Genomic DNA, 24,745 nt, shown 5'->3' with positions numbered 1-24,745 from the left:
AGATGCGAAAAGAGTGTTGCGGGTGCGTTGGCGCTCGATCTCACGTCGGCTGCTCGTTGTTGTTCATTTCGCCCCTGTGGACGCAGATTAGGACGAAGACTAGGATGGGCGGAAGATGGAATTTCACTGAACGGACTATTATTTTCAATTTTATTCATTCACCAGAATGTATACCGAGATTAAGTGTTATGGATTCCACTGAGCGGAATGAAAACGGTAAGGAAGTCGGCGCGGGGAGCGTCTCTCGGCTGTTTGCGTTATTGCGCACGTTGGGCGAAGTGCCCGAAGGCGGTGAGCGCGTGACTCAGCTCGCGCAGCAAGTCGGGCTGTCGCAACCCACCACGCACCGGCTGCTACGCAGCCTGATGGAGGAGGGCATGGTTGAGCAGGATGCGCGCAGTAAGCGCTATCGCCTGAGCCTGGAGTTCTTCGCCCTGGCGGCCAACGCGGGTAAGACTGGTAATTTGCGCGATCTGGTGCGCCCGAGCATGTTGCGCCTGAGTGCTTCATTGGGCGATTCGCTGTTTTTGCTGGCGCGCAGCGGCTTTGATGCGATCTGCCTGGACCGCAGCGAAGGGCCGTATCCGATTCGCACCTTCACTGGCGATATCGGCGGGCGCGTGGCGCTAGGCGTGGGGCAGGGCAGCCTGGCGATTCTGGCGTTCTTGCCGGAGGAGGAGCGTGAGACGATGATTCGCTACAACCTGCCACGCCTCAAGGATTTTCACCTGTATGACGAGGTGTTGTTGCGCTCCGAGGTCGAGAATGTGCGGCGTCTGGGTTATGCGGCGCGTAACACCGGCGTGCTCGAAGGCATGGCCGGGTTGGCGGTGCCGATTCTGAATCGCGACGGGCACGCGGTGGCGGCGCTGAGTGTGGCGACCATCAGTGACCGCTTGGGGCCGAGCCGGTTGCCGATGGTGGTGGAGTTGCTCAAGCGCGAAGCGGCGGCGATCGGGCCACGGATCAACCCGTTTGATCCGACGTTGCGTCGGCCGTCCCAGACCTTTGGTGGCTAGCTCATCTCAACGCAATGAAGATCCGCTTTTGTGTGGGAGATGGCTTGCCTGCGATGGCGGTACACCAGTCGCCGAAGATGCAAGCTGCCAAATCGCAATCGCAGGCAAGCCAGCTCCCACAGGTTCAGGTTGCAGCTAACGCGACAAGTGTGTGGCCGCGCCGACGGTTTTTACCGCATCGGTTTGCGGATTATTGAAATATAGTTAATATAATCCGGGTAAAATAAATATCGCCCGGGTAATAATCAATGCCTATTCAAAATACAGCAGTCTGCACTGCCTTTGTCCGTCACCAACGCGTGGCAGCCGGCGCCTATTCCCAGGTGGCCGAAGCGCTGGCGGGCCTTGACCTGCCCACCGGCAGTTTCCTGGTCTTCGACGATGCCACCGGCACCCAGGTCGATTATCCGTGGCCTGCGGATTATGCGCCTGTCCAAGCGGCACCGGCCCAAGTCGATGAAGAGCAGCCTGCAGTGCCTTCGGTCGGCCGTCCCAAGTTGGGCGTGGTTGCGCGGGAAGTCACTCTGCTGCCGCGCCACTGGGAATGGCTGGGCCAACAACGTGGCGGCGCGTCGGCGGCGTTACGCCGGTTGGTGGATGAAGCGCGCACTGTTCACGCAGCCCATGATCAAATGCGCCAGGCCAAAGAAGCCAGCTATCGTTTCATGAGCGCCCTCGGCGGTGACCTGCCAGGGTTTGAAGACGCGTCACGGGCGCTGTTTGCCCATGATGGTGCTGACTTTTCCCATAAGATCGCGCATTGGCCGGTAGACGTGCAGACGTACCTGGCCTGGCTATCACGCAATGCCTTTACCGCATAACAATAATTCAAGGATTCAAACCAGCATGGACGTCACCCCAAAGCGGCCGTTGTGGCAGATCTACCTGATGTTTTTGGCACCCATGGTGCTGTCCAACTTCCTGCAAAGCTTTTCCGGCACCCTCAACGGCATCTATGTCGGGCAGATGCTCGGCACCCAGGCGCTGGCGGCGGTGTCGGGGATGTTCCCCATCGTATTTTTCTTTATTGCGTTGGTGATCGGCCTGGGGGCGGGCGCTTCAGTGTTGATAGGGCAAGCCTGGGGCGCCCAGGAAACTGCGATGGTCAAGGTGATTACCGGCGCCACCCTGACACTTGGCGCGCTGGTGGGCTTGATCGCGGCAGTGCTGGGCAGCCTGTTCGCGCGCCCGGCGTTGCAGGCGTTGGGTACGCCAATCGATGTGCTCGACGACGCAGTGGGTTATGCCCAGATGATGATGTTGATCATGCCGCTGCTGCTGGTGTTTATCCTCTACACCCAGCTGTTACGGGGTGTGAGCGATACGGTTTCGCCGTTGCTGGCGTTGATGGTCTCGACCCTGGTCGGCCTGCTGCTGACCCCGGCGCTGATCCGTGGCTGGATCGGCTTGCCACCCATGGGGATTCAGAGTGCGGTGTATGCAGGCTTGGTGGGCAACGCGGCGGCCATGCTGTTTCTGATTTTGCGCCTGCGGCATAAAAGCCATGTGATGGCGCCGGACCGTGAACTGCTCGTGGCCTTGCGCCTGGACCGGGCCATCCTCGGCAAGGTCCTGCGCATCGGCTTGCCAACCGGCTTGCAGATGGTGGTGTTGTCGCTGTCGGAGCTGGTGATTCTGGCGCTGGTCAACGGTCACGGCTCACAAGCTACGGCGGCCTATGGCGCGGTGACGCAGATCGTCAACTATGTGCAGTTCCCGGCGCTGTCGATTGCGATCACGGCCTCGATCCTCGGTGCCCAGGCGATTGGTGCCGGGCGCCTGGAGCGTATCGGGCCGATCCTGCGCACCGGGCTTGTGATCAATCTGTGTCTCACCGGTGGCTTGATCCTGTTGGGTTACTTGTTGTCCCACTGGTTGCTGGGTTTGTTCATCACGGACGACGCGGCGCGGCTCAATGCCGAGCACCTGCTGCATATCATGCTGTGGAGCATCCTGGTATTCGGGTTCCAGGCGGTGATCGGCGGGATCATGCGCGCCAGCGGCGTGGTGTTGATGCCGGTGGCGATTTCGATCTTCTGTGTGCTGTGTGTCGAGTTGCCAATGGCGTATCTGTTCAACGCGCACTTCGGCCTGGAAGGCGTGTGGATGGCGTTTCCGGTGACCTACCTGGCGATGCTGGTGTTGCAGACCGCCTATTACCGCTTGGTGTGGCGCCACAAGCAGATCAAACGGCTGGTGTGACAGGTTGCTTCAGGCCTTGCAGTAACAGCTCCAGGCCCTGCAAACCTTCTTGCAGACGCACGTGTGGGTGTTCGTCACGGGCGATCCACAGGGCCGTGTTGACCAGGCTGCCATTGATCAACTGGGCCAGCGCGACGCTGGGGGCTTGCTGGATGACACCGGCCTGCATCATCGCCTCCAGCAACTGGCGCAGGGATTCCACGCATTGTTGCTGGGAGCCGGTATCACCGAGTACGGCAGGCGCATCCTGCAATACGATGCGTTGAATCTCGCCATCCTGGGCCATGCGCAAATAGGCGCGGCAGCGCTCACAAAAGCCGCTCCAGGGCTCCTGCGCCTGGTCGCTGATGCCTTGCAGGCGCGCGTCCATCTCCGCGTCGATCTCGGCGACCACCGCCGCCAATAAACCTTTCTTGTCGCCGAAGTGATGGTACAACGCACCGCGGGTGAGGCCGGCGCGCGCGGTAAAATCATCCATCGAAGTGTTGGCGTAGCCTTGGGTAGCGAAGGCTTGGCGAGCGCTGGCGATCAGCCGGGCACGGGTGGCGTCGATCATTTCGGTACGGACTCGGCTCATGGGTAAGGCTCGCGTTATCTCAGTGAGTGATTGACATACGCTGCGTATGTTACGCATGATTTGTCACATACGCACCGTATGTATTTTGCCTTGATACCTGCAAATCGCAAGTTTCAAGAGTTGAGGAAGAGGTTAAGCAGGATGGCAAATCCCTACGCCGAGTTATTCCAGGCCCCAGGCAGCCGGGCGTTTGTACTGGCGGGCATGCTTGCGCGCATGCCGATTTCGATGACCGGCATCGGCCTGATCACCATGCTCTCGCAAGTGCATGGCGGCTATGGCCTGGCAGGCTCGGTGGCGGCAGTGTTTGCCCTGGCGACGGCATTCTGCGCGCCGCAGGTGTCCCGCCTGGTGGACCGCTATGGCCAGGGTCGGGTGCTGCCGGTTGCGGCGCTGATCGGCGGCGGAGCGTTGTTGCTGCTGTTGCTGTGCACACGCTTGCAGGCGCCAGCCTGGACGCTGTTTGTGTTCGCCGCACTGGCTGGTTGCATGCCGAACATGTCGGCCATGGTACGGGCGCGCTGGACCGAGCTGTACCGCGGCCAGCCCAGGCTGCAAACCGCGTTTGCTCTGGAGTCGGTGCTTGATGAGGTGTGTTTTATTATTGGCCCGCCGATTTCGGTGGGGCTGTGCGTGGTGCTGTTCCCAGAAGCGGGTCCATTGGTGGCAGCGGTGCTGTTGGCGGTTGGCGTCACCACGTTTGTGCTGCAGCGCGCGACAGAACCGCCGGTGCATGCGCCGCAAGACCACCACGGGCGCTGGTTGATCGCTTCACCGTCGGTACTGATCCTGATGATCCTGCTGCTCGCCATGGGCGTGATCGTGGGTGTGGTGGACGTGGTCAGCGTAGCCTTTGCCCAACACCAGGGCCAACCGGCGGCGGCCAGTATCGTGCTGTCGGTGTATGCCATCGGCTCGTGCCTGGCGGGCTTGGCCTTTGGCATGCTCAAGCTCAAGGCGCCGTTGCCTCGGCAGTTTCTGTTTTGCGGCGTAGCCACTGCGTTGACCACATTACCGCTACTGCTGGTGACCAATATCCCCGGTCTGGCGGCGGCGATTTTTATCTCCGGGCTGTTCTTTGCCCCAACGTTGATCGTCTCCATGGCCCTGGTGGAGCAGGTGGTGCCGCCCAGCCGCCTGACTGAAGGCATGACCTGGCTGATCACCGGCCTGAGCATCGGCGTGGCCATTGGTGCCGCCAGCTCCGGTTGGATGATCGACCACTTTGGCGCTGCCAGCGGGTTCTGGGTGGCATTGGCGGCCGGGGCGGTGGTGTTGGGTTCAGCCGCGTTTGGGTATCGGCGGTTGGGGCGTCAGCCTACCGCCGGGAGTGGTTCTACGCAGTGATGTTGCAGAAACTCATTCAGCGCCTGCCGCGTCAGGTCATTGAGCGTCACTTTCTTGCGCGTCGCTGCCAGGGCCGCTGCCAAATGCAGGTCATGCCCAACTCGCACGTTGAATGAACCCTTGCAAGGTTTCTCCGGGGTTTGCCCCAGCGCCTGGCAGGTTACGAGGTAGTCATCCACGGCCTCACGGAACGCCGCGTCCAGTTCGGCGACGGTTTTGCCTTCGTAGCTCACCAGTGCCTTGATGAACAGCACCTTGCCGAACAGGCAGTTGTCTTCGAGGCTGGCTTCGATAGAGCCGATGTAGCCTTGGTGTTTCAGTTGGTTGTCCACTGAATCAGTTCTCCTGATTTCAATTGTTCGATGATCTGGCGCCGAATGTAGTGTTTCAGTTCGTTGCCGGGATGGGGCCTGTGCAAGGTGATCATTGCACTGGGGTTGCCGATATCGAATTTTACGCGGCTTCCAGCCCCTTCAATCTGTCTGTAGCCGAGCTGGTGCAGCAGCGTTACCAGCTCAGGCCAGGTAAAAGCCATGTGCTCATTGAGCAGTTTGGCGAGCAGCTTTTCATTTTTGGACACGGCGTTCCCTGCGTGTAACTAAATGTAGTTGCAAAAAGTGGTGTTCGTCAATGCTAGCCTGAGTTTGCGAGCCTTGGCTGAGATTGATGTAACCCTTGATGACACCGCGCTTCACGCCGCTTACGCCCCGCTAATTTTTCCTTGTCCGGTTCGTTTTATAGGGACGACGTGCCTTTGTGCTTCCTGCCTATTGTTCCGGACTCCAAGAAATGAATGCTGAAGACTCCTTGAAACTTGCTCGCCGGTTTATCGGGTTGCCCCTGGAAAAGCGCCAGGTATTCCTGCAAGCCCTGCAGAAAGAAGGCGTGGATTTTTCCCGGTTTCCGATTCCGGCGGGCGTGGACGTGGAGGATCGCCAGGCGCTGTCCTACGCGCAGCAGCGCATGTGGTTTCTGTGGCAACTGGACCCGGCCAGTGGTGCCTATAACCTACCCGGCGCGGTGCGGTTAAAAGGCGCCCTCAGCCTGCGCGCACTGGAGCAGGCATTCGCAAGCCTGGTGGCACGTCATGAAACCCTGCGCACGGTGTTCCGGCGCCAGGCCGACGATCGTTTGCTGCAAGTTGCCATCGAGCCGTCGGTTGCCGTCGAGCCTCTGGACTTCAGTGCGCTGGGCTTTGACGAACGCGAGCAGGCCGTCAATCAGGCGGCGCCCCGTCAATCACTGCTGCCGTTCGATCTGGAAAACGGCCCACTGCTGCGCGTGCAATTGCTCAAGCTCGATGCGCAAGAGCATGTGCTGCTGCTGACCCTGCACCACATCGTCTCCGATGGCTGGTCGATGAATGTGCTGATCGACGAGTTCATTCGCTGCTACGACGCCCACGAACGCCACGAGACGCCGCAATTGCCGGCGCTGCCGATCCAGTACAGCGACTACGCCCTGTGGCAGCGCCGTTGGCTGGAAGCGGGGGAGCAGGCACGCCAGCTTGAATACTGGCAGGCACGTCTGGGTGATGAGCATCCGGTGCTGGAACTGCCCACCGATCGCCCGCGTCCGGCCATGCCCAGCTACCAGGGCACCCGGCATAATTTCGCCATCGATTCAGGCCTCGCCGCGCAGCTGCGTAGTTGCGCGCAAAAGCACAACGTCACCCTGTTCATGTTGCTGCTGGGCGCTTTCAACGTGTTGTTGCATCGCTACACGGGGCAGGGCGATATCCGCGTCGGTGTGCCGATCGCCAATCGTAATCGCAGTGAGGTCGAAGGGCTGATCGGTTTTTTCGTCAACACTCAGGTTCTGCGTACCGAGTTAACCGGGCAAACCCGTGTCGCCGAACTGTTGCAGGGCATCAAGGAGCACGCCCTCGGCGCCCAGGCCCATCAGGAGCTGCCGTTCGAGCGTCTGGTGGAAGCCCTCAAGGTCGAGCGCAGCCTGAGCCATACGCCGCTGTTTCAGGTGATGTACAACCACCAGCCGGTGGTAGCGGACATTGCCTCGGTGAGCACCGCCTCCGGCCTGGAACTGGCGCTGGTGGAGTGGCAAGGCCGTACCACCCAGTTCGACCTGACCCTGGATACCTATGAAAAGTCCGGCACCTTGCAGGCTGCGTTGACCTACGCCAACGACCTGTTTGACGCGCCTTCTATTACGCGTATGGCCCAGCACTGGATCAGCCTGCTGCAGGCCATGGTTTCCGGCGACGAACACCGCATCGGTGAGTTGCCGATGCTGGCCGCCGATGAGCAGCAGGTGCTGGTCCAGGCATGGAACCAGACGGCCCAGGCGTACCCGACCGCGCAAGGAGTGCATCGGCTCATTGAAGAGCAGGTACAGCGCACCCCGGATGCTCCGGCGCTGGTGTTTGGTGCGACCACGTTGAGCTATGCCCAGCTCGACGCCCGCGCCAACCAGTTGGCCCATGCCTTGCGCGAGCAGGGCGTCGGCCCTGACGTGCTGGTGGGTATCTGTGTGGAGCGCTCGGTCGAGATGGTGGTGGGCCTGTTGGCGATCCTCAAGGCCGGCGGTGCCTATGTGCCGTTGGACCCCGAATACCCCCAGGAACGCCTCGCCTACATGATCGAAGACAGCGGCATCAAGCTGTTGCTCAGCCAGCAGAGCCTGCAGGCTTTGTTGCCGATTAATGGCGTGCAAGTGATCGTTCTGGACCAGGCGCCGGGTTGGCTTGACGGCTATAGCCGCGAATCACCGGCCGTGGCCATCCAGGCGCTCAACCTGGCCTACGTGATTTACACCTCCGGTTCCACCGGCAAACCCAAGGGCGCCGGCAACAGCCATCGCGCGCTGGTCAACCGCTTGTGCTGGATGCAGCAGGCTTACGGCCTGGACGCCAGCGATGCGGTCTTGCAGAAAACCCCGTTCAGCTTTGATGTGTCGGTGTGGGAATTTTTCTGGCCATTGATGACCGGCGCTCGGCTGGTGGTCGCCGCTCCTGGCGAACATCGCGAGCCGGCGCGACTGATCCAGACCATCGGCCGTCACGCCATTACCACCTTGCACTTCGTGCCGTCGATGCTCCAGGCGTTTATCCATGAGGCGGGCGTGCAGGCTTGTACGAGCCTCAAACGCATCGTGTGCAGCGGCGAAGCCTTGCCGTTGGACGCGCAGTTGCAGGTGTTCGCCAAACTGCCAGCGACGGGTTTGTTCAACCTCTACGGCCCCACCGAAGCCGCCATCGACGTCACCCACTGGACATGCGTCGACGAAGGCGCCGACAGCGTGCCCATCGGTCGTCCGATTGCCAACCTGGCCACCTATGTCCTCGACGCCCAGCTCAACCCGGTGCCCGCCGGTGTCTCTGGCGAGTTGTACCTGGGCGGCGTCGGCCTGGCGCGCAGCTATCACCGCCGCCCGGGCTTGACCGCCGAACGCTTTGTGCCGAGCCCTTTTGTTGACGGCGAGCGCCTCTATCGCACCGGCGACCGCGTGCGCCAGCGTGCCGATGGCGTGATCGAGTACCTCGGCCGCCTCGACCATCAGGTCAAGCTGCGCGGTTTGCGTATCGAGCTGGGCGAAATCGAAACCCGGCTGATGCAACACCCGCAGGTGCGCGAAGCGGTGGTGCTGGTGCAGGGCGGCAAACAGCTGGTTGCCTACCTGGTTAACGAGGGTGAAGCGCCGAGCGACCTCAAGGCCTGGTTGCTCAGCAGCCTGCCGGAATACATGGTGCCCACGCACTTCGTCACCCTGGCCAAACTGCCGGTCACTGCCAACGGCAAGCTCGACCGCAAGGCGCTGCCGTTGCCGGATGCTGCGCCGCAGCAAGCCTTTATCGCGCCTGAAAACGCCCTGCAAAAAGCCCTGGCGGCAATCTGGAGTGATGTGCTCGGCGCCGCGCAAGTCGGTCTGGACGACAACTTCTTCGAGCTGGGTGGCGATTCGATTATCTCCATCCAAGTGGTCAGCCGCGCCCGTCAGGCGGGGATTCGCCTCAGCCCGCGTGACCTGTTCCAGTACCAGAGCGTGCGCAGCCTGGCGCTGGTGGCGAGCTTTGAACAGGCGGCGGTTATCGATCAGGGGCCAGTCAGCGGCGAGGTGATCCTCACGCCCGTGCAACACAGCTTTTTCGAGCAGGTGATCCCGGCGCGCCAGCATTGGAACCAGTCGCTGCTGTTGGCCCCGCGTGAAGCCCTGGAGCCCGCGCGCATTGACGCGGCCTTGACCCGTTTGATTAACCACCATGACGCCCTGCGCCTGCGTTTTGTGCGCCAGGCAGACGGTTGGCAGCAGGCCCACGCCGAGCCGGTTGCAAGTGCTTCAGTGTGGCAGGCCCAAGTCGCTGACGAGGCTGAGCTGGCCGCACTTTGCGACAAGGCACACGGCAGCCTCAACCTTGAACAGGGTCCGCTGCTGCGCGCGGTACTGGTCTCGATGGCAGACGGCGCCCAGCGCCTGCTGCTGGTGGTGCATCACCTGGTGGTCGATGGCGTGTCGTGGCGCATCCTGCTCGAAGACCTGCAGCAGGCTTACCGCAACGCTGCGCTGCCGGCCAAGACCAGTGCCTACCAAGACTGGGCGCAGCAGTTGCAGGCCCATGCGCTGACGCTGGGCAACCAGCTGCCGTACTGGCAGGCCCAGACCGCGAGCGCCGATCTGCCCTGCGACAACCCCCAGGGCGGCCTGCAGAATCGCCTGGGCAGCAAGCTCGAAATCCGCTTGAGCGCCGAACACACCCGTCAACTGCTGCAAGACGCCCCGGCGGCCTACCGCACCCAGGTCAATGACTTGCTGCTAACCGCGCTGGCGCGCGTGGTCAGTCGCTGGAGCGGGCAGCCTGCCGCGCTGATCCAGCTGGAAGGCCATGGCCGTGAAGACCTGTTCGACACGCTTGACTTGAGCCGCACCGTGGGCTGGTTCACCAGCCTGTTCCCGGTGCGCCTGCAAGCTGATGGCGAGCTGTCGGCGGCGATCAAATCGGTGAAGGAACAACTGCGCGCCGTGCCGCACAAAGGCATTGGCTACGGCCTGCTGCGCTACCTCGGCACGCCTGACGCCCGTGAAGCGCTCTCGAACCTGGCCGCGCCACGCATCACGTTCAACTACCTGGGGCAGTTCGACCGCCAGTTCAACGAGTCGGCGCTGTTCGTTCCCGCCACCCAGGGCAGTGGGCAGGCTCAAGACCCGGAGGCGCCGCTGGCTAACTGGCTGACGGTGGAGGGGCAGGTGTACGGCGGTGAATTGGCCCTGCAGTGGGGGTTCAGCCGTGAAATGTTCGAGGTCGCGACTGTCCAGCAGCTGGCGGATGATTACCAGCAGGAACTGCTGGCACTGATCGCGCATTGCGTCGACCCTAAACAGGGCGGCCTGACACCGGCCGACGTGACCCTGGCGCAATTGACCCAACCCCAGCTCGACGAGTTGGCACTGCCGGCAAGGGACGTGCAGGACCTGTACCCGCTGTCGCCGATGCAACAGGGCATGCTGTTTCACAGCCTCTACCAACAGGGCGAGGATGATATTTACGTCAGCCAGCTGCGCGCCGATGTGCACGGCCTGGACGTGGCAGTCTTCCAGCGCGCCTGGGCGCAAGTGCTGGCACGGCATGACATGTTGCGCACCGGGTTTGTCTGGCAGGACGACCAGGGCCAGGCCCTGCAAGTGGTGTATCGACAGGTCAGCTTGCCGTTTACCGAATTCGACTGGCGTGGGCGTCAGGAACTTCCCGCCGCCCTGGACAGCCTGGCTGCCGAGCACCATCGCGAGGGCTTCGAGCTGGCGCGTCCGCCGTTGCTGCGAGTAGCGTTGGTACGTACGGCTGAAGACTGCTGGCACTTGATCTACACCAGCCATCACATCCTGATGGATGGCTGGAGTAACGCACTGGTGCTCAATGAAGTGCTGCAGGCCTGCAAGGGCCAGGCACTGGCGCCGGTGGGCGCGGGGTTTTCCCAGCACATCGCCTGGTTGCAGCAGCAGGATCCGGCGTTGGGCGAGGCCTTTTGGCGCCAGCGCCTGGCGCAGTTGGACGAGCCGACGCACCTGGCGCGCAGTGTGGCCAAGAGCCCAGCGCAGAGTGCGGGTGAATACGGTGAAGTGCTTTGTGAGTGGGATGCTATCCAGACGCAGCGCCTGGCGGTCTTCGCCCGTGCACACCAAGTGACCCTCAATACCCTGGTGCAATCGGCGTGGCTGTTGCTGCTGCAACGCTACACCGGCCAGTCCAGCGTCGCCTGTGGGGTGACGGTTTCCGGGCGCCCGGCGCAATTGGCGGATGTCGAGCAGCAAGTCGGCCTGTTCATCAACACCTTGCCGCTGATTGCCGCCGCCAGCCCGGCGCAAAGCGTCAGCGATTGGGTGCGATGCGTACAGGCACTGAACCTGGAAATGCGCGAGCATGAACACACGCCGCTGTTTGATATCCAGCGCTGGGCCGGTTCGGCCGGTGAGGCATTATTCGACACGCTGGTGGTGTTCGAAAACTTCCCGGTGGCCAAGACGCTGGAACAGTCGGGCGAGGGCGGTTTGCGTTTCAGTGGCGTCAGTCATCAGGAGCGCACCAACTACCCGTTGACACTGACCGTGCACGGCGGCGAGCGCCTGAGCCTGCACCTGGAATACCTGCGTGCGCAGTTCGACACCGACACTGTGCAGCACATCGGCACCTACTTGCAGGGCTTGCTGCAGCAATTTATCCAGGCGCCGGAGCAAGCCGTGGGCGCCATCCCCTTGCTGTTGGACCCTGAATACACCCGCGTACTGCAAGACTGGAACCCGCGCAGTGTTGCTCAAACGGCCAAGGCAAGCGTATTGCAGCGCTTCGAACAACAAGCCGCGCGGCACCCGCAAAACATCGCGCTGATCCTGGACCAGCAGCGTATGACCTACGCCGACCTCAACCTGCGCGCCAATCGCCTGGCCCATCGTCTGATCGCGTTGGGCGTCAGCGCCGACACCCTGGTGGGCGTGGCGGTGGACCGTTCCCTGGAAATGATCGTTGGCTTGCTGGCGGTGCTCAAGTCCGGTGGCGCTTATGTGCCGCTGGACCCGAAATACCCGGCCGAACGCCTGCAATGCATGATCGAGGACAGCGGTCTGCAATTACTGCTGACTCAGCAGCCGTTGGTGGCGCATCTGCCGATCAGCGCGAACCTGACGCTTGTGTGCCTGGAGTCCGGCGCAGACTGGTTGGCCGATTACAGTGCTGAAAACCCCGTGTCGAGGGCGCAGCCGGCCAACCTGGCCTACGTGATGTTCACTTCCGGCTCGACCGGCAGGCCAAAAGGCGTGGGCATCGACCTGGCGTCCCTGGCCCGGCATGTGGAAGTATTCACCGAACTGTTTGCGCTGCAGGCCCATGACCGCGTGCTGCAATTTGGCACCTTCAACTTCGACGGTTTTGTCGAGCAGCTCTACCCGGCGCTGTGCTGCGGTGCGGCGGTGGTGGTACGCGGTGGCGAACTGTGGGACAGCGACACCTTCTACCAGCAACTGATTGAACACGATATTTCCGTGGTCGACCTGACCACGGCCTATTGGCTGTCTCTGGTGCGCGACTTTGCAGACCTAGGCCCACGTGATTACGGGCGCCTGCGCCAACTGCACATTGGCGGCGAAGCCATGCCGCCTGAAGGGCTGAATGCCTGGCGCGCAGCAGGCTTGCAGCATGTGCGGCTGCTCAATACCTACGGGCCTACCGAAGCCACCGTGACCGCCACTGCCCTGGACTGCGCCGCGTATGTCGAGGGCCGTGAAGCCTTGCCGTCGATGATGCCGATTGGCCGCGTGCTGGATGGCCGTGCCATTTACCTGCTGGATGCCAACCTCAACCCGGTGCCGGTAGGTGTCGCCGGCGAGTTGGTGATCGGCGGGCCGCTGCTGGCGCGGGGTTATTTCAAGCGTGCGGACCTGACGGCCCACCGCTTCATTCCCGATCCTTTCTGTGCTGACGGCGTCGGCCGTTTGTACCGCACCGGTGACCTGGCGCGCTATCGCGCCGATGGGATGATCGAGTACGTGGGGCGAATCGACCATCAGGTCAAGGTGCGAGGTTTCCGTATCGAGTTGGGTGAAATCGAAGCGCGCCTGCTGGCCCAGGCCAGTGTGCGCGAGGCGCTGGTGATCGCGGCGGACAACCAGTTGGTCGGCTATATCGTGGCCAGCCAGTCATTGTCCGACACCGAGCAGGCCCAGTTGCGCACGCAGCTCAAGGCCGCGTTGCGCCAAGAGCTGCCGGACTACATGGTGCCGGCGCATCTGCTGGTGCTGGAGCGCCTGCCGCTGAGCCCCAACGGCAAGCTCGACCGTGCCGCGCTGCCCAAGCCGGATACCAGCCAAGCTCTGGTCGATTGGGTTGCACCGGTCACCGAGACCCAGCAACGTGTCGCGGCCATCTGGGCCCAGGTGCTGGGCGCCGTACGGGTAGGGCTCAACGATCACTTCTTCGAGATGGGCGGGCATTCGTTGCTCGCCACGCAAGTGGTGTCCCGCTTGCGCCATGGCCTGGGGCTCGAAGTTGCACTGCGCACGCTGTTTGAGCAGCCCGTGCTGGGCGACTTTGTTAACACTCTGGCTGGGGTCAACACTCTGGCCGCGGTCAGCGCTTCGGCGCCGGCGATGGTGGCGGCGGACAGCGATCAGCAATTGTTGCTGTCCTACGCCCAGGAACGGCAGTGGTTCCTCTGGCAACTGGACCCACACAGTTCGGCCTATCACGTGCCGAGTGCGCTGCGCCTGAAAGGTTCGCTCGACCGCTGCGCCCTGCAACGTGCCTTCGATACCCTGGTAGCGCGTCACGACAGCCTGCGCACGCATTTTCAGCAAGAAACCGACCGCACGGTGCAAGTGGTCAGCCCACAGGCGCGGATCGAACTCGCATTCGCGCTCACCGACCAAGCGCAGCTCAAATCCAGGGTGCAAGCGCTGGTGGCGCAACCGTTCGATCTGCGCCAGGGGCCGCTGATGCGTGTGAGCCTCTTGCGCCTGGCTGAAGACGAGCATGTGCTGGTCCTGGTGCAACATCACATCATCTCCGACGGCTGGTCGATGCAAGTGATGGTCGACGAACTGGTGCAGTTGTATACGGCCTACAGCCAAGGCCAGGCCCTGCAATTGCCGGCAATGCCGATCCAGTACGCCGACTACGCAAAATGGCAGCGCGACTGGATGGAAGCCGGTGAAAAGGCGCGCCAGCTCGACTACTGGCGTGAACTGCTCGGCGGCGAGCAACCGGTGCTGGAGTTGCCTTTTGATCACCAGCGCCCTGCGGTACCGTCCCATCGCGGCGCACGTCTGTATATTGCGCTGCCGGCCCCGTTGCTCGATGGCCTCAAATCGTTGGCCCAGCGCGAAGGTGTGACGCTGTTCATGCTGTTGCTGGCCTCCTACCACGCGCTGTTGCATCGCTACAGCGGCCAGCGGGACATCCGTGTCGGCGTGCCAATCGCCAACCGCAACCGCGTAGAAACCGAACGGCTGATCGGCTTCTTCGTCAACACCCAGGTGCTCAAGGCCGAGATCGACGCGCAAACCACCGTTGCCCAGTTGCTGCAGCAGGTCAAGCAGCGCGCGCTGGAAGCCCAGGCCCATCAGGACCTGCCGTTCGAGCAACTGGTCGAGGCCCTGCAACCTGAGCGCAGCCTGAGTTTGAGCCCGTTGTTCCAAGTGGCGTTCAACCATCACATCAGTCAGGCCAGCGAGCATTTACAGCGCCTGGCGCAGTTGGACATGAGCCCGGTGAGCTGGGATGAAACGGCTGCGCATTTCGACCTTACCCTGGACATCGAGGAGTCCCGTGACCAGTTGAGTGCGTCCTTGAGCTATGCGACCGACCTGTTCGAAGCCTCGACCATTGAACGCATGGCCCGTCACTGGCACAACCTGTTGCAGGCGATGGTTGCCGACCAGCAGCAGCCCATCAGCCAGTTGAACCTGCTCAGCCAGGATGAGCAACAGCACATCCTGCAGCTGTGGAACCAGGCCGACGCCGGCTTCTCGGCCGAGCATCTGGTGCATGAAATGTTTGCCAATCGCGCCCGGGAAAACCCGGATGCGGTGGCGGTCAAATTCGATACGCAAACCCTGACTTATGGCGAGCTGAACCGCCAGGCCAACCGCCTGGCCCATGCGCTGATCGCCCGTGGCGTCGGCCCGGAAGTGCGTGTGGCGATTGCCATGCCGCGCAGCGCGGAAATCATGGTGGCGTTCCTCGCGGTGATGAAAGCCGGTGGCGTGTATGTGCCGCTGGACATCGAATACCCGCGTGATCGCTTGCTGTACATGATGCAAGACAGCCGTGCGAAATTGCTGCTGAGCCACACCAGCGCCTTGCCGCAATTGCCGCTTGCCGAGGGTCTGGACACCCTGGCCATTGACCGCACCGAAGACTGGGCCGGTTATAGCGATACCGCGCCGCAGGTCGATCTGGACGGCGACAACCTCGCCTACGTGATCTACACCTCCGGCTCCACCGGCATGCCCAAGGGCGTGGCGGTTTCCCACGGCCCGCTGGTGGCGCACATCATCGCCACGGGCGAACGCTACGAAACCGGCCCCGCCGACTGCGAATTGCATTTCATGTCCTTTGCCTTCGACGGCTCCCACGAAGGCTGGATGCACCCGCTGATCAACGGCGCCAGCGTACTGATCCGCGACGACAGCCTGTGGCTGCCGGAATACACCTACGCGCAAATGCACCGTCACAACGTGACCATGGCCGTGTTCCCGCCGGTGTACCTGCAACAATTGGCCGAGCATGCCGAGCGCGATGGCAACCCGCCCAATGTGCGCGTGTACTGCTTCGGCGGTGATGCGGTGGCGCAGGCCAGTTACGACCTGGCTTGGCGCGCACTGAAACCAACATACCTGTTCAACGGCTACGGCCCGACCGAAACCGTGGTCACGCCATTGCTGTGGAAAGCCCGCCGAGGCGATCCCTGCGGCGCCGTCTACGCGCCGATCGGCACACTGTTGGGCAACCGCAGCGGCTACGTGCTGGACTCACAACTCAACTTGCAACCCATCGGCGTGGCTGGTGAGCTGTACCTCGGCGGCGAAGGCGTGGCCCGTGGTTATCTGGAGCGCCCGGCGCTTACCGCCGAACGCTTTGTGCCGGACCCGTTCGGCAAGCCCGGCAACCGCGTTTACCGCAGCGGCGACCTGACCCGTGGCCGTGCGGACGGCGTGGTGGATTACCTCGGGCGTGTCGACCATCAGGTGAAAATTCGTGGTTTCCGTATTGAGTTGGGCGAGATCGAAGCACGCCTGCGCGAGCAGGACAGCGTCGGCGAAACCGTCGTCGTGGCCCAGGAAGGCCAGGCCGGTAAGCAATTGGTCGCCTATGTAGTGCCTGCCACCGTGCAGCTCGACCACACCGCGTTCCGCGACAGCCTGCGCCGGGCCCTGAAAACCCGGCTACCGGATTACATGGTGCCGACGCACTTCATGTTCCTGGACCAAATGCCATTGACCCCCAACGGCAAACTCGACCGCAAGGGCCTGCCCGAGCCGGATGCGAGCCTGATGCAGCAGCACTACGTCGCCCCGCAAACCGAGCTTGAGCAGCAGATCGCCGCAATCTGGGCCGAGATTCTGCACCTGCCCCGCGTGGGCCTGGACGACAACTTCTTCGAAGTGGGCGGCCACTCCTTGCTGGCAATCCAGATCACTTCGCGGGTGCAGGCCGAACTGGGGCTGGAAGTGCCGCTGGTGGAAGTGTTCCAGACCGAAACGTTGCGTGCCTATGTCCAGGCCGCTGCCACCTTCCGCGCCGGCAGCGCGGAAGATTTTGATGACCTTCGTGACTTTTTGAGCGAACTAGAGGCGATTTGAACCATGCTTTCCAACCCTAATATCGATCTGGTTTCGCGCTTTCTTCGCCTGCCTCTGGAACAGCGTCAGCAGTTTTACCAACGCCTGCAAAGCCGCGGCATGAGTTTCGCGCAACTGCCGATCGCCTCGATTCGCGAGGAGGGCCAACACGCACCGCTGTCTTATGCCCAGGAGCGCCAGTGGTTTCTCTGGCAACTGGACCCGGACAGCGCGGCCTATCACGTCCCCGGCGCCTTGCGCCTGAGCGGGCGCCTGGACAAGGCCGCGCTGCAGCGCAGCTTCGACACGCTGGTGGCGCGCCATGAAAGCCTGCGCACCCGTTTGCACCTGGAGGGCGAGCAGCGTGCCCAGCAAGTATTGGCCCAGGCTGTGATCGAGATCGCTGAACACTCAGCCGACGAGGCCGGGCTAAAAGCAAACGTCGAAGCTGAAATCGCCCGACCTTTCGATTTGCAGCAAGGTCCGTTATTGCGGGTCAGCTTGTTCGGCCTAAGCGAAGAAGAGCATGTGCTGGTGCTGGTGCAGCACCATATCGTCTCTGACGGTTGGTCGATGGGCGTGATGGTGCAAGAGCTGATGCAGCTTTATGCCGCCTACAGCCAGGGCCAGGAGTGCACGTTGGTACCGCTGCCGATCCAGTATGCCGATTACGCGTTGTGGCAACGCCGCTGGATGGAGGCGGGGGAGAAGGCCCGTCAACTGGATTACTGGCGTGAGCTGCTCAGTGGCACGCAGCCGGTGCTGGAGCTGCCGCTCGATCACCCGCGCCCGGCACAGCAGAGTTTCCTTGGCGCACGCCAGGACATTGCCCTGGAACCCGCCCTGGTCGCCGGTCTCAAGGCTTTGGCGCAGCGCGAAGGGGTGACGCTATTCATGCTGCTGTTGGCGTCGTTTCAGGTATTTCTGTATCGCTACAGCGGGCAGTCGGACATTCGCGTCGGCGTGCCGATCGCCAATCGCAACCGCGTCGAGACCGAATCGCTGATCGGCTTTTTCGTCAACACGCAGGTGCTCAAGGCCGATCTCGACGGCCAGATGACCTTCGCCCAGCTGCTGCAACACACCAAGCGCCGCGCGTTGGAAGCCCAGGCCCATCAGGATTTGCCCTTCGAGCAACTGGTCGAAGCGCTGCAACCCGAACGCAGCCTTAGCCATAACCCGCTGTTTCAGGTGATGTTCAATCACCAGGCCAAGACCCCATCCGCAGAGCAGCAACTGCCGGGCCTGCGTGTGGCCAGCCTCGAACTGGAAACCCAAAGCGCCCAGTTTGACCTGAGCCTGGATACCCAGGAAACCGGCGACGGCCTCTGGGCCTCCCTGACCTATGCCACCGACTTGTTCAACACGGCGACCGCCTCGCGCATGCTGGGCCATTGGCTGAACCTGTTACGCGCCGCCGTGGCCAACCCTGCAATGGCCTTGCAGGACCTGGCGACGCTGGACGCCACGGAGCGCCAACAACTCCTCTACCAGTGGAATGCCACCGAGCGCGCCTACCCGCAAGGCCAGTGGGTGCATCAGTTGATTGAAGCGCAGGTGCTGGCGCAACAGGATGCACCGGCATTGCGTTTTGGTGACGTTTCGCTGAGTTACGCCGAACTGAACCGCCGCGCCAATCGCCTGGCCCATCGTTTGATCGAGGCCGGCGTTGGCCCGGATGCGCTGGTGGGGCTGGCGGTGGAGCGCTCCATCGAGATGGTGGTGGGGCTATTGGCGGTGCTCAAGGCCGGTGGCGCGTATGTGCCGCTGGACCCGGAATACCCGCGTGAGCGCCTGGCCTACATGCTTGAAGACAGCGGCGTGAAGCTGCTGCTGACTCAGGCGCATTTGCTCGAACAGTTGCCGATCCCACAAGGATTGGAAACCCTGGTGCTGGGTGAGTCCGGCTTCGACAGCTACAGCGACGCAAACCCGGATATCGCGCTGGACGGCGAAAACCTCGCCTACGTGATCTACACCTCCGGCTCCACCGGCCAACCCAAAGGCGCCGGCAACCGCCATTCAGCGCTGCTCAATCGCCTGCAATGGATGCAGGAGGCCTATGGCCTGGGCGCCAGCGACAGCGTGCTGCAAAAGACCCCGTTCAGCTTCGACGTGTCGGTGTGGGAGTTCTTCTGGCCACTGATAACCGGCGCGCGCCTGGTCGTTGCAGCACCGGGCGATCACCGTGATCCGGCCCGGTTGGTCAGCCTGATCACTGCCGAACAGATCACCACGCTGCACTTTGTACCCTCGATGTTGCAGGCGTTCCTGCAAGACCCGGCGGTTTCGACCTGCCACAGCGTGCAGCGCATCGTGTGCAGCGGCGAGGCGCTGCCGGTGGATGCGCAACAGCAAGTCATGGCCAAACTGCCGCAAGCCGGGCTCTATAACCTCTACGGTCCAACCGAAGCCGCCATCGACGTGACCCACTGGACCTGTGTCGATGAAGGGCGTGACGCCGTGCCGATTGGTCGCCCGATTGCCAATCTGGGCTGCTACATCCTCGACAGCCATTTCGAACCGGTACCGATTGGCGTGCTGGGCGAGCTTTACCTGGGCGGTCTCGGCCTGGCCCGTGGTTATCACCGACGTCCGGCATTGACCGCCGAGCGTTTTATCGCCCATCCCTTTGTCAGCGGTGAGCGTCTGTACCGCAGCGGCGACCTGGCGCGGTATCGCGCAGACGGCGTGATTGAATATGCCGGGCGTGCCGATCATCAGGTCAAGTTGCGTGGCCTACGTATCGAATTGGGCGAAATCGAAGCGCGTTTACTGGAACACGATTACGTCCGCGAAGCGGCCGTGTTGGCACCGGACAGTCAATACCTGGTGGGCTACCTGGTGCTGCAAAACGCAGCGGATGATTGGCGCGATGTGCTCGGCGCTCATCTTGCCGAAACACTGCCGGATTACATGGTGCCCGCACAATGGATGCTGCTGGAGCAGATGCCGCTGAGCCCCAACGGCAAGCTTGACCGCAAGGCGCTGCCAAAGCCCGAAGCCACGCAGCAATATGAAGCCCCGCAAAGCGCGCTGGAGCAGCAGATCGCCGCCATCTGGGCCGACGTGCTGGGCATCGAGCAGGTGGGGTTGAATGACAATTTCTTTGAGCGCGGCGGTGACTCGATCATCTCGATTCAGGTGGTCAGTCGCGCACGTGCCGCCGGTATTCATTTCACCGCCAAGGCGTTGTTCCAGCATCAAACCGTGCGCAGCCTCGCGCGGGTGGCGCAGTTGCAAACCGCGCGGGTGATCGACCAAGGTTCGGTGCAGGGTGAGACGCCGTTGCTGCCGTTCCAGCAGTTGTTCTTCGAGATGCAGCTGCCGGACCCGCATCACTGGAACCAGTCCTTCTTGCTGACGCCACGCCAAGCGCTTCAGGGCGATCGTCTGGAAGCCGCGTTGCAGGGCCAGATTGCTCACCACGATGTGCTGCGTTTGCGCTTCAGCCAGCACCTTGAGGGTTGGCAAGCCGAGCATGCTGCGGCTGGCACACAGGTACTGTGGCAAGCCAAGGTGGCAGATGCCAGCGAGTTGACCGCGCTCTGCGAAAAAGCCCAGCGCAGCCTCGACCTGCAACAGGGGCCATTGCTGCGTGCGGTACTGGTCGAGCTGGCAGACGGTTCCCAGCGCCTGTTGCTGGTGATGCACCACTTGGTGGTGGACGGCGTGTCCTGGCGGGTGTTCCTTGAAGACCTGCAAGCGCTGTATCGCGACCAAAAATTGCCGGCCAAGACCTCTTCATTCAAAGCCTGGGCCGGGCGCTTGCAAGCCCACGCCCGTAGCGCTGCGATGGCGTCCGAGCAAGCCTTTTGGCTGCAACAGCTGCAAGGTGCGGCCACCGACTTGCCGTGCCGTGACCCGCAAGGCGCGCGTCCCGGGCGACTGGCTGAGACTGTGGTCAGCCAACTGGATGCCGAACGCACCCGGCAATTGCTGCAACAGGCGCCGACGGCCTACCGCACTCAGATCAACGACCTGCTGCTCACGGCCCTGGCTCGGGTGATCTGCCAGTGGACGGGTCACGCCTCGAGCCTGATCCAGCTGGAGGGCCATGGCCGTGAAGACCTGTTTGACGACATTGACCTGACGCGCACCCTGGGCTGGTTCACCAGCCTGTTTCCGGTGCGCCTGACCCCCGACGTGTCCCTGGCGGTTTCGATCAAACAGATCAAGGAGCAATTGCGCAGCGTGCCGCATAAAGGCTTGGGTTTTGGCGCTTTGCGTTACCTGGGCGATGACGCCACACGTGAGGCGTTCAGTGCTTTGCCAGCGCCGCGCATCACCTTCAACTACCTGGGCCAGGTTGACGGCAGTTTCGACCAACCGGACACCCTGTTCGCGCCCGCCGCAGAAAGTGCCGGTGCCGAACAAAGCCCGGATGCGCCGCTGGGTAACTGGCTGACGCTCAACGGCCAAGTCTATGGCGGCGAACTGCAACTGGGCTGGACGTTCAGCCCGCTGATGTTCGACCCCGCGGTGATCGAAACGCTGAGCGCGGCTTACACCCGCGAACTCAACGCGCTGATAGAACATTGCTGCACGCCCGGCAATGGCGGTGTGACCGCCTCGGATTTCCCGTTATCGCGCTTGAACCAATCGCAGCTGGAGTCGTTGCCGCTGGCGTTCGATGCCGTAGAAGACATCTACACCTTGTCGCCCATGCAGCAAGGCATGCTCTTTCACACCCTCTATGAGCAGACGGCGGGCGACTACATCAACCAGATTCGCGTGACGGCGCAAGGCCTGGATGTGGCGCGCTTCCAGCACGCCTGGGATGCCACGGTGCAGGCCCATGATGTGCTGCGCAGCGGGTTCTTCTGGGAAGGCCAGCTGGAATGGCCATGCCAGGTGGTATACCGCGAAGCGCGGCTGCCGATTCAGGTTCTGGACTGGCGCGCCATGCCGGAGCGCGAACTGGAACTGCACAACCTGCAACAGGCCCAGCGCCGCCAGGGTTTTGACCTGGCCAAGGCGCCACTGGTGCGGCTGGTACTGGTGCGCACCGATGAGCAGTGCTACGAGTTGATCTACACCAGCCATCACATCCTGATGGACGGCTGGAGCAATTCGCGGCTGTTCGGCGAAGTGCTGCAACGCTATGCCGCTGTGGCAGTGCCGGAAGCGGCCGGGCGCTATCGCGATTACATCGGTTGGCTGCAACAGCGTGATGCCGCTGCGACCGAAGCCTTCTGGCGTGAGCAATTGAGTGCATTGCAAACCCCGACACGGCTGGGCAGCAGTCAACCGATGGCGGTGCAAGGGCACGGCGAGTATCAACTGGCGCTTGATCGCACACTCACGACTCAACTTGAGTCGTTCGCCCGAAGCCACAAAGTCACGCTCAATACTTTGATCCAGGCGGCGTGGCTGATTCTGTTGCAGCGTCACAGCGGCCAGGCGGTAGTGGCCTTCGGTGCTACCGTGGCCGGTCGCCCGGCGGAGCTTGCGGGCGTTGAGCAGCAGATCGGTCTGTTCATCAACACCTTGCCGGTGATCTGCGCGGTCGAGGGGCAGGTGTCAGTGGCCGACTGGTTGCAAGCCGTGCAGGCGCAAAACCTGGCCTTGCGTGAGCATGAACACACTGGCCTGTATGACATTCAGCGCTGGGCCGGGCAGGGCGGTGAAGCCTTGTTCGACAATATCCTGGTGTTCGAAAACTACCCGGTGTCCAAAGCCCTGGCGCAAAGCGGCGGCAGCGGCATTCGGTTTGGCGAGCCCCATGCCCATGAACAAACCAACTTCCCGCTGACGGTGCTGGTGGATCTGGGCGAAACGCTGTCGGTGCAGTTCAGCTTTGCCCGCGCGCATTTCCACGAAAATACGGTGCAAGGTTACGGCCGGCATCTGGTCAACCTGCTGCAAGCGATGCTTGAGGGCGGGCAGCAACGCCTGGGTGAGCTGGCGATGCTCGACGCCACTGAGCGCCAACAGGTGATTGAGGACTGGAACGCCACATCCCGCGATTACCCGTTGCAGCAAACGGTGCATCAACTGATTGAAGCGCAGGTTGCGCTCACGCCAGAGGCACCGGCACTGGTGTTTGGCGAGCAACGCTTGAATTACGCTGAGCTGAACCGCCACGCCAATCGCCTGGCCCATCGTCTGATCGAGGCGGGCGTGGGGCCGGACACACTGGTGGGGCTGGCGGTGGAGCGTTCCATCGAGATGGTGATCGGCCTGCTGGCAGTGCTAAAGGCCGGTGGCGCGTATGTGCCGCTGGACCCGGAATATCCGCGTGAGCGGCTGGCCTACATGCTTGCAGACAGCGGCGTGAAGCTGCTGCTGACTCAAGCGCATTTGCTGGAACAGTTGCCGATCCCGCAAGGATTGGAAACTCTGGTGCTGGGTGAGTCGGGTGTCGACAGCTACAGCGACGCGAATCCGGATATTGCTCTGGACGGCGAAAACCTCGCCTACGTGATCTACACCTCCGGTTCCACCGGCCAGCCCAAAGGCGCCGGCAATCGTCATGCGGCCCTGACCAACCGCCTGCAATGGATGCAGGAAGCCTACGGCCTGGATGTCAGCGACAGCGTGCTGCAAAAGACCCCGTTCAGCTTTGATGTGTCGGTGTGGGAGTTCTTCTGGCCACTGATGACCGGCGCACGCCTGGTCGTTGCTGCGCCCGGCGATCACCGTGATCCGGCCAGGCTGGTCAGCCTGATCAATGCCGAACAGGTCACTACCCTGCACTTTGTACCCTCGATGTTGCAGGCCTTTATGCAAGACCCCACCGTTGCGACGTGCCACACCTTGCACCGCATCGTCTGCAGCGGCGAGGCGCTGCCGGTGGATGCGCAGCAGCACGTCTTCGCCAAACTGCCGCAAGCGCGGCTGTATAACCTGTACGGCCCGACCGAAGCCGCCATCGATGTAACCCACTGGACCTGCATTGATGAAGGTCGCGATGCGGTGCCGATTGGTCGCCCGATTGCCAACCTGGGCTGCTACATCCTCGACGGCAACTTTGAGCCGGCGCCGGTGGGCGTGTTGGGCGAGCTGTACCTGGGTGGTGTCGGCCTGGCCCGGGGTTACCATCGCCGCCCGGCATTGACCGCCGAGCGCTTCATTGCCAACCCCTTTGTCAACGGTGAGCGCCTATACCGCACCGGCGACCTGGCGCGTTATCGCGACGACGGCGTGATCGAGTACGCCGGGCGTATCGACCATCAAGTCAAGTTGCGTGGCCTGCGTATTGAGTTGGGCGAAATCGAAGCGCGCCTGCTGGAGCACGAATGGGTGCGTGAAGCCGCGGTGCTGGCCGTCGACGGCAAATACCTGGTGGGCTACCTGGTGCTGCAACACGCCGCCGACGACTGGCGCGACGTAGTGAGCGCGCACTTGGCCCAACACCTGCCGGACTACATGGTGCCCGCGCTATGGATGCTGCTGGAACAGATGCCTCTGAGCCCCAACGGCAAGCTCGACCGCAAGGCGCTGCCGAAGGTGGACGCCAACCTGCAGGCGCGCGAATACGCGGCGCCGCGCAGCGACCTGGAACAACAGATCGCCGCGATCTGGGCCGAAGTGCTCGACGTGCAACGGGTGGGCCTGAACGACAACTTCTTCGAATTGGGCGGGCATTCCCTGTTGGCCACCCAAGTGGTGGTGCGCCTGCGCGAGCAGTTGCACGCCGAATTCGACGTCAAATCGATCTTCACCACCCCGACCCTGGCGGATTTCAGTGCCTATGTCGCCACCCGGCAAACAAATAATTCACCGGTGCAGGACGCATTGGCTAAATCCTTGGAGGCCCTCAAACGTCTATCAGCAGAAGATTTGGATAAATTGATTTCCTGAGGGGCGCGGC

Annotated in this window: 9 protein-coding genes; 6 read left to right on the top strand and 3 right to left on the bottom strand. The window is 62.3% G+C overall.

Translation table 11 applies throughout. The features are described from left to right. Positions 1-188: 188 nt before the first annotated feature. The 3 genes from HBO23_RS21635 to HBO23_RS21625 all read left to right on the top strand — a co-directional run bounded on the left by HBO23_RS21635 (position 189) and on the right by HBO23_RS21625 (position 3,221). Complete coding sequence (locus HBO23_RS21635) at positions 189-1,019, top strand: IclR family transcriptional regulator (protein WP_170039694.1); 831 nt, start codon at positions 189-191, stop codon at positions 1,017-1,019. A gap of 248 nt (positions 1,020-1,267) precedes the next feature. Continuing rightward, positions 1,268-1,840 carry a DUF2239 family protein gene (locus tag HBO23_RS21630; protein ID WP_170039692.1) on the top strand — a complete coding sequence of 191 codons (573 nt, stop codon included), beginning with the start codon at positions 1,268-1,270 and terminating at the stop codon, positions 1,838-1,840. A gap of 25 nt (positions 1,841-1,865) precedes the next feature. Continuing rightward, complete coding sequence (locus HBO23_RS21625) at positions 1,866-3,221, top strand: MATE family efflux transporter (RefSeq protein ID WP_170039690.1); 1,356 nt, start codon at positions 1,866-1,868, stop codon at positions 3,219-3,221. On the opposite strand, the gene HBO23_RS21620 is transcribed toward HBO23_RS21625, so the two are convergent. After that, positions 3,205-3,798 (bottom strand): TetR/AcrR family transcriptional regulator, encoded by a 594-nt coding sequence (locus tag HBO23_RS21620; protein WP_138451557.1) that lies wholly within the window; start codon positions 3,796-3,798, stop codon positions 3,205-3,207. The genes HBO23_RS21625 and HBO23_RS21620 overlap by 17 nt on opposite strands. Positions 3,799-3,939: 141 nt before the next feature. Between HBO23_RS21620 and HBO23_RS21615 the strand changes: the two genes are divergently transcribed. Further along, positions 3,940-5,145 (top strand): MFS transporter, encoded by a 1,206-nt coding sequence (locus HBO23_RS21615; protein WP_170039688.1) that lies wholly within the window; start codon positions 3,940-3,942, stop codon positions 5,143-5,145. Here the strand turns inward: HBO23_RS21615 and HBO23_RS21610 are convergent. Continuing rightward, the gene (locus HBO23_RS21610; protein ID WP_170039686.1) at positions 5,112-5,477 is read right to left on the bottom strand and encodes a type II toxin-antitoxin system HicB family antitoxin; all 366 of its coding nucleotides are present in this window, start codon (positions 5,475-5,477) and stop codon (positions 5,112-5,114) included. The two genes, HBO23_RS21615 and HBO23_RS21610, sit on opposite strands and share 34 nt — an antisense overlap. Then, positions 5,462-5,725: a type II toxin-antitoxin system HicA family toxin gene (locus tag HBO23_RS21605; RefSeq protein ID WP_017139593.1), complete on the bottom strand. Its 264-nt coding sequence runs from the start codon at positions 5,723-5,725 to the stop codon at positions 5,462-5,464. The genes HBO23_RS21610 and HBO23_RS21605 overlap by 16 nt, the downstream gene beginning before the upstream one ends. Positions 5,726-5,934: 209 nt before the next feature. Here HBO23_RS21605 and HBO23_RS21600 point away from each other — a divergent pair, with 209 nt between their 5' ends. After that, positions 5,935-16,950 carry a non-ribosomal peptide synthetase gene (locus HBO23_RS21600; RefSeq protein WP_170039684.1) on the top strand — a complete coding sequence of 3,672 codons (11,016 nt, stop codon included), beginning with the start codon at positions 5,935-5,937 and terminating at the stop codon, positions 16,948-16,950. A 3-nt stretch (positions 16,951-16,953) separates the two neighbouring features. After that, positions 16,954-24,735, top strand: a complete 7,782-nt coding sequence (locus HBO23_RS21595) for a non-ribosomal peptide synthetase (protein ID WP_170039682.1) — start codon at positions 16,954-16,956, stop codon at positions 24,733-24,735. Positions 24,736-24,745 lie beyond the last annotated feature (10 nt).

Origin of the sequence: Pseudomonas sp. WS 5532 (genome assembly GCF_012985445.1) — a bacterium.
In the GTDB taxonomy this organism is placed as follows: Bacteria; Pseudomonadota; Gammaproteobacteria; order Pseudomonadales; family Pseudomonadaceae; genus Aquipseudomonas; species Aquipseudomonas edaphica.
This window is presented reverse-complemented; position numbering and strand designations above follow the sequence as displayed.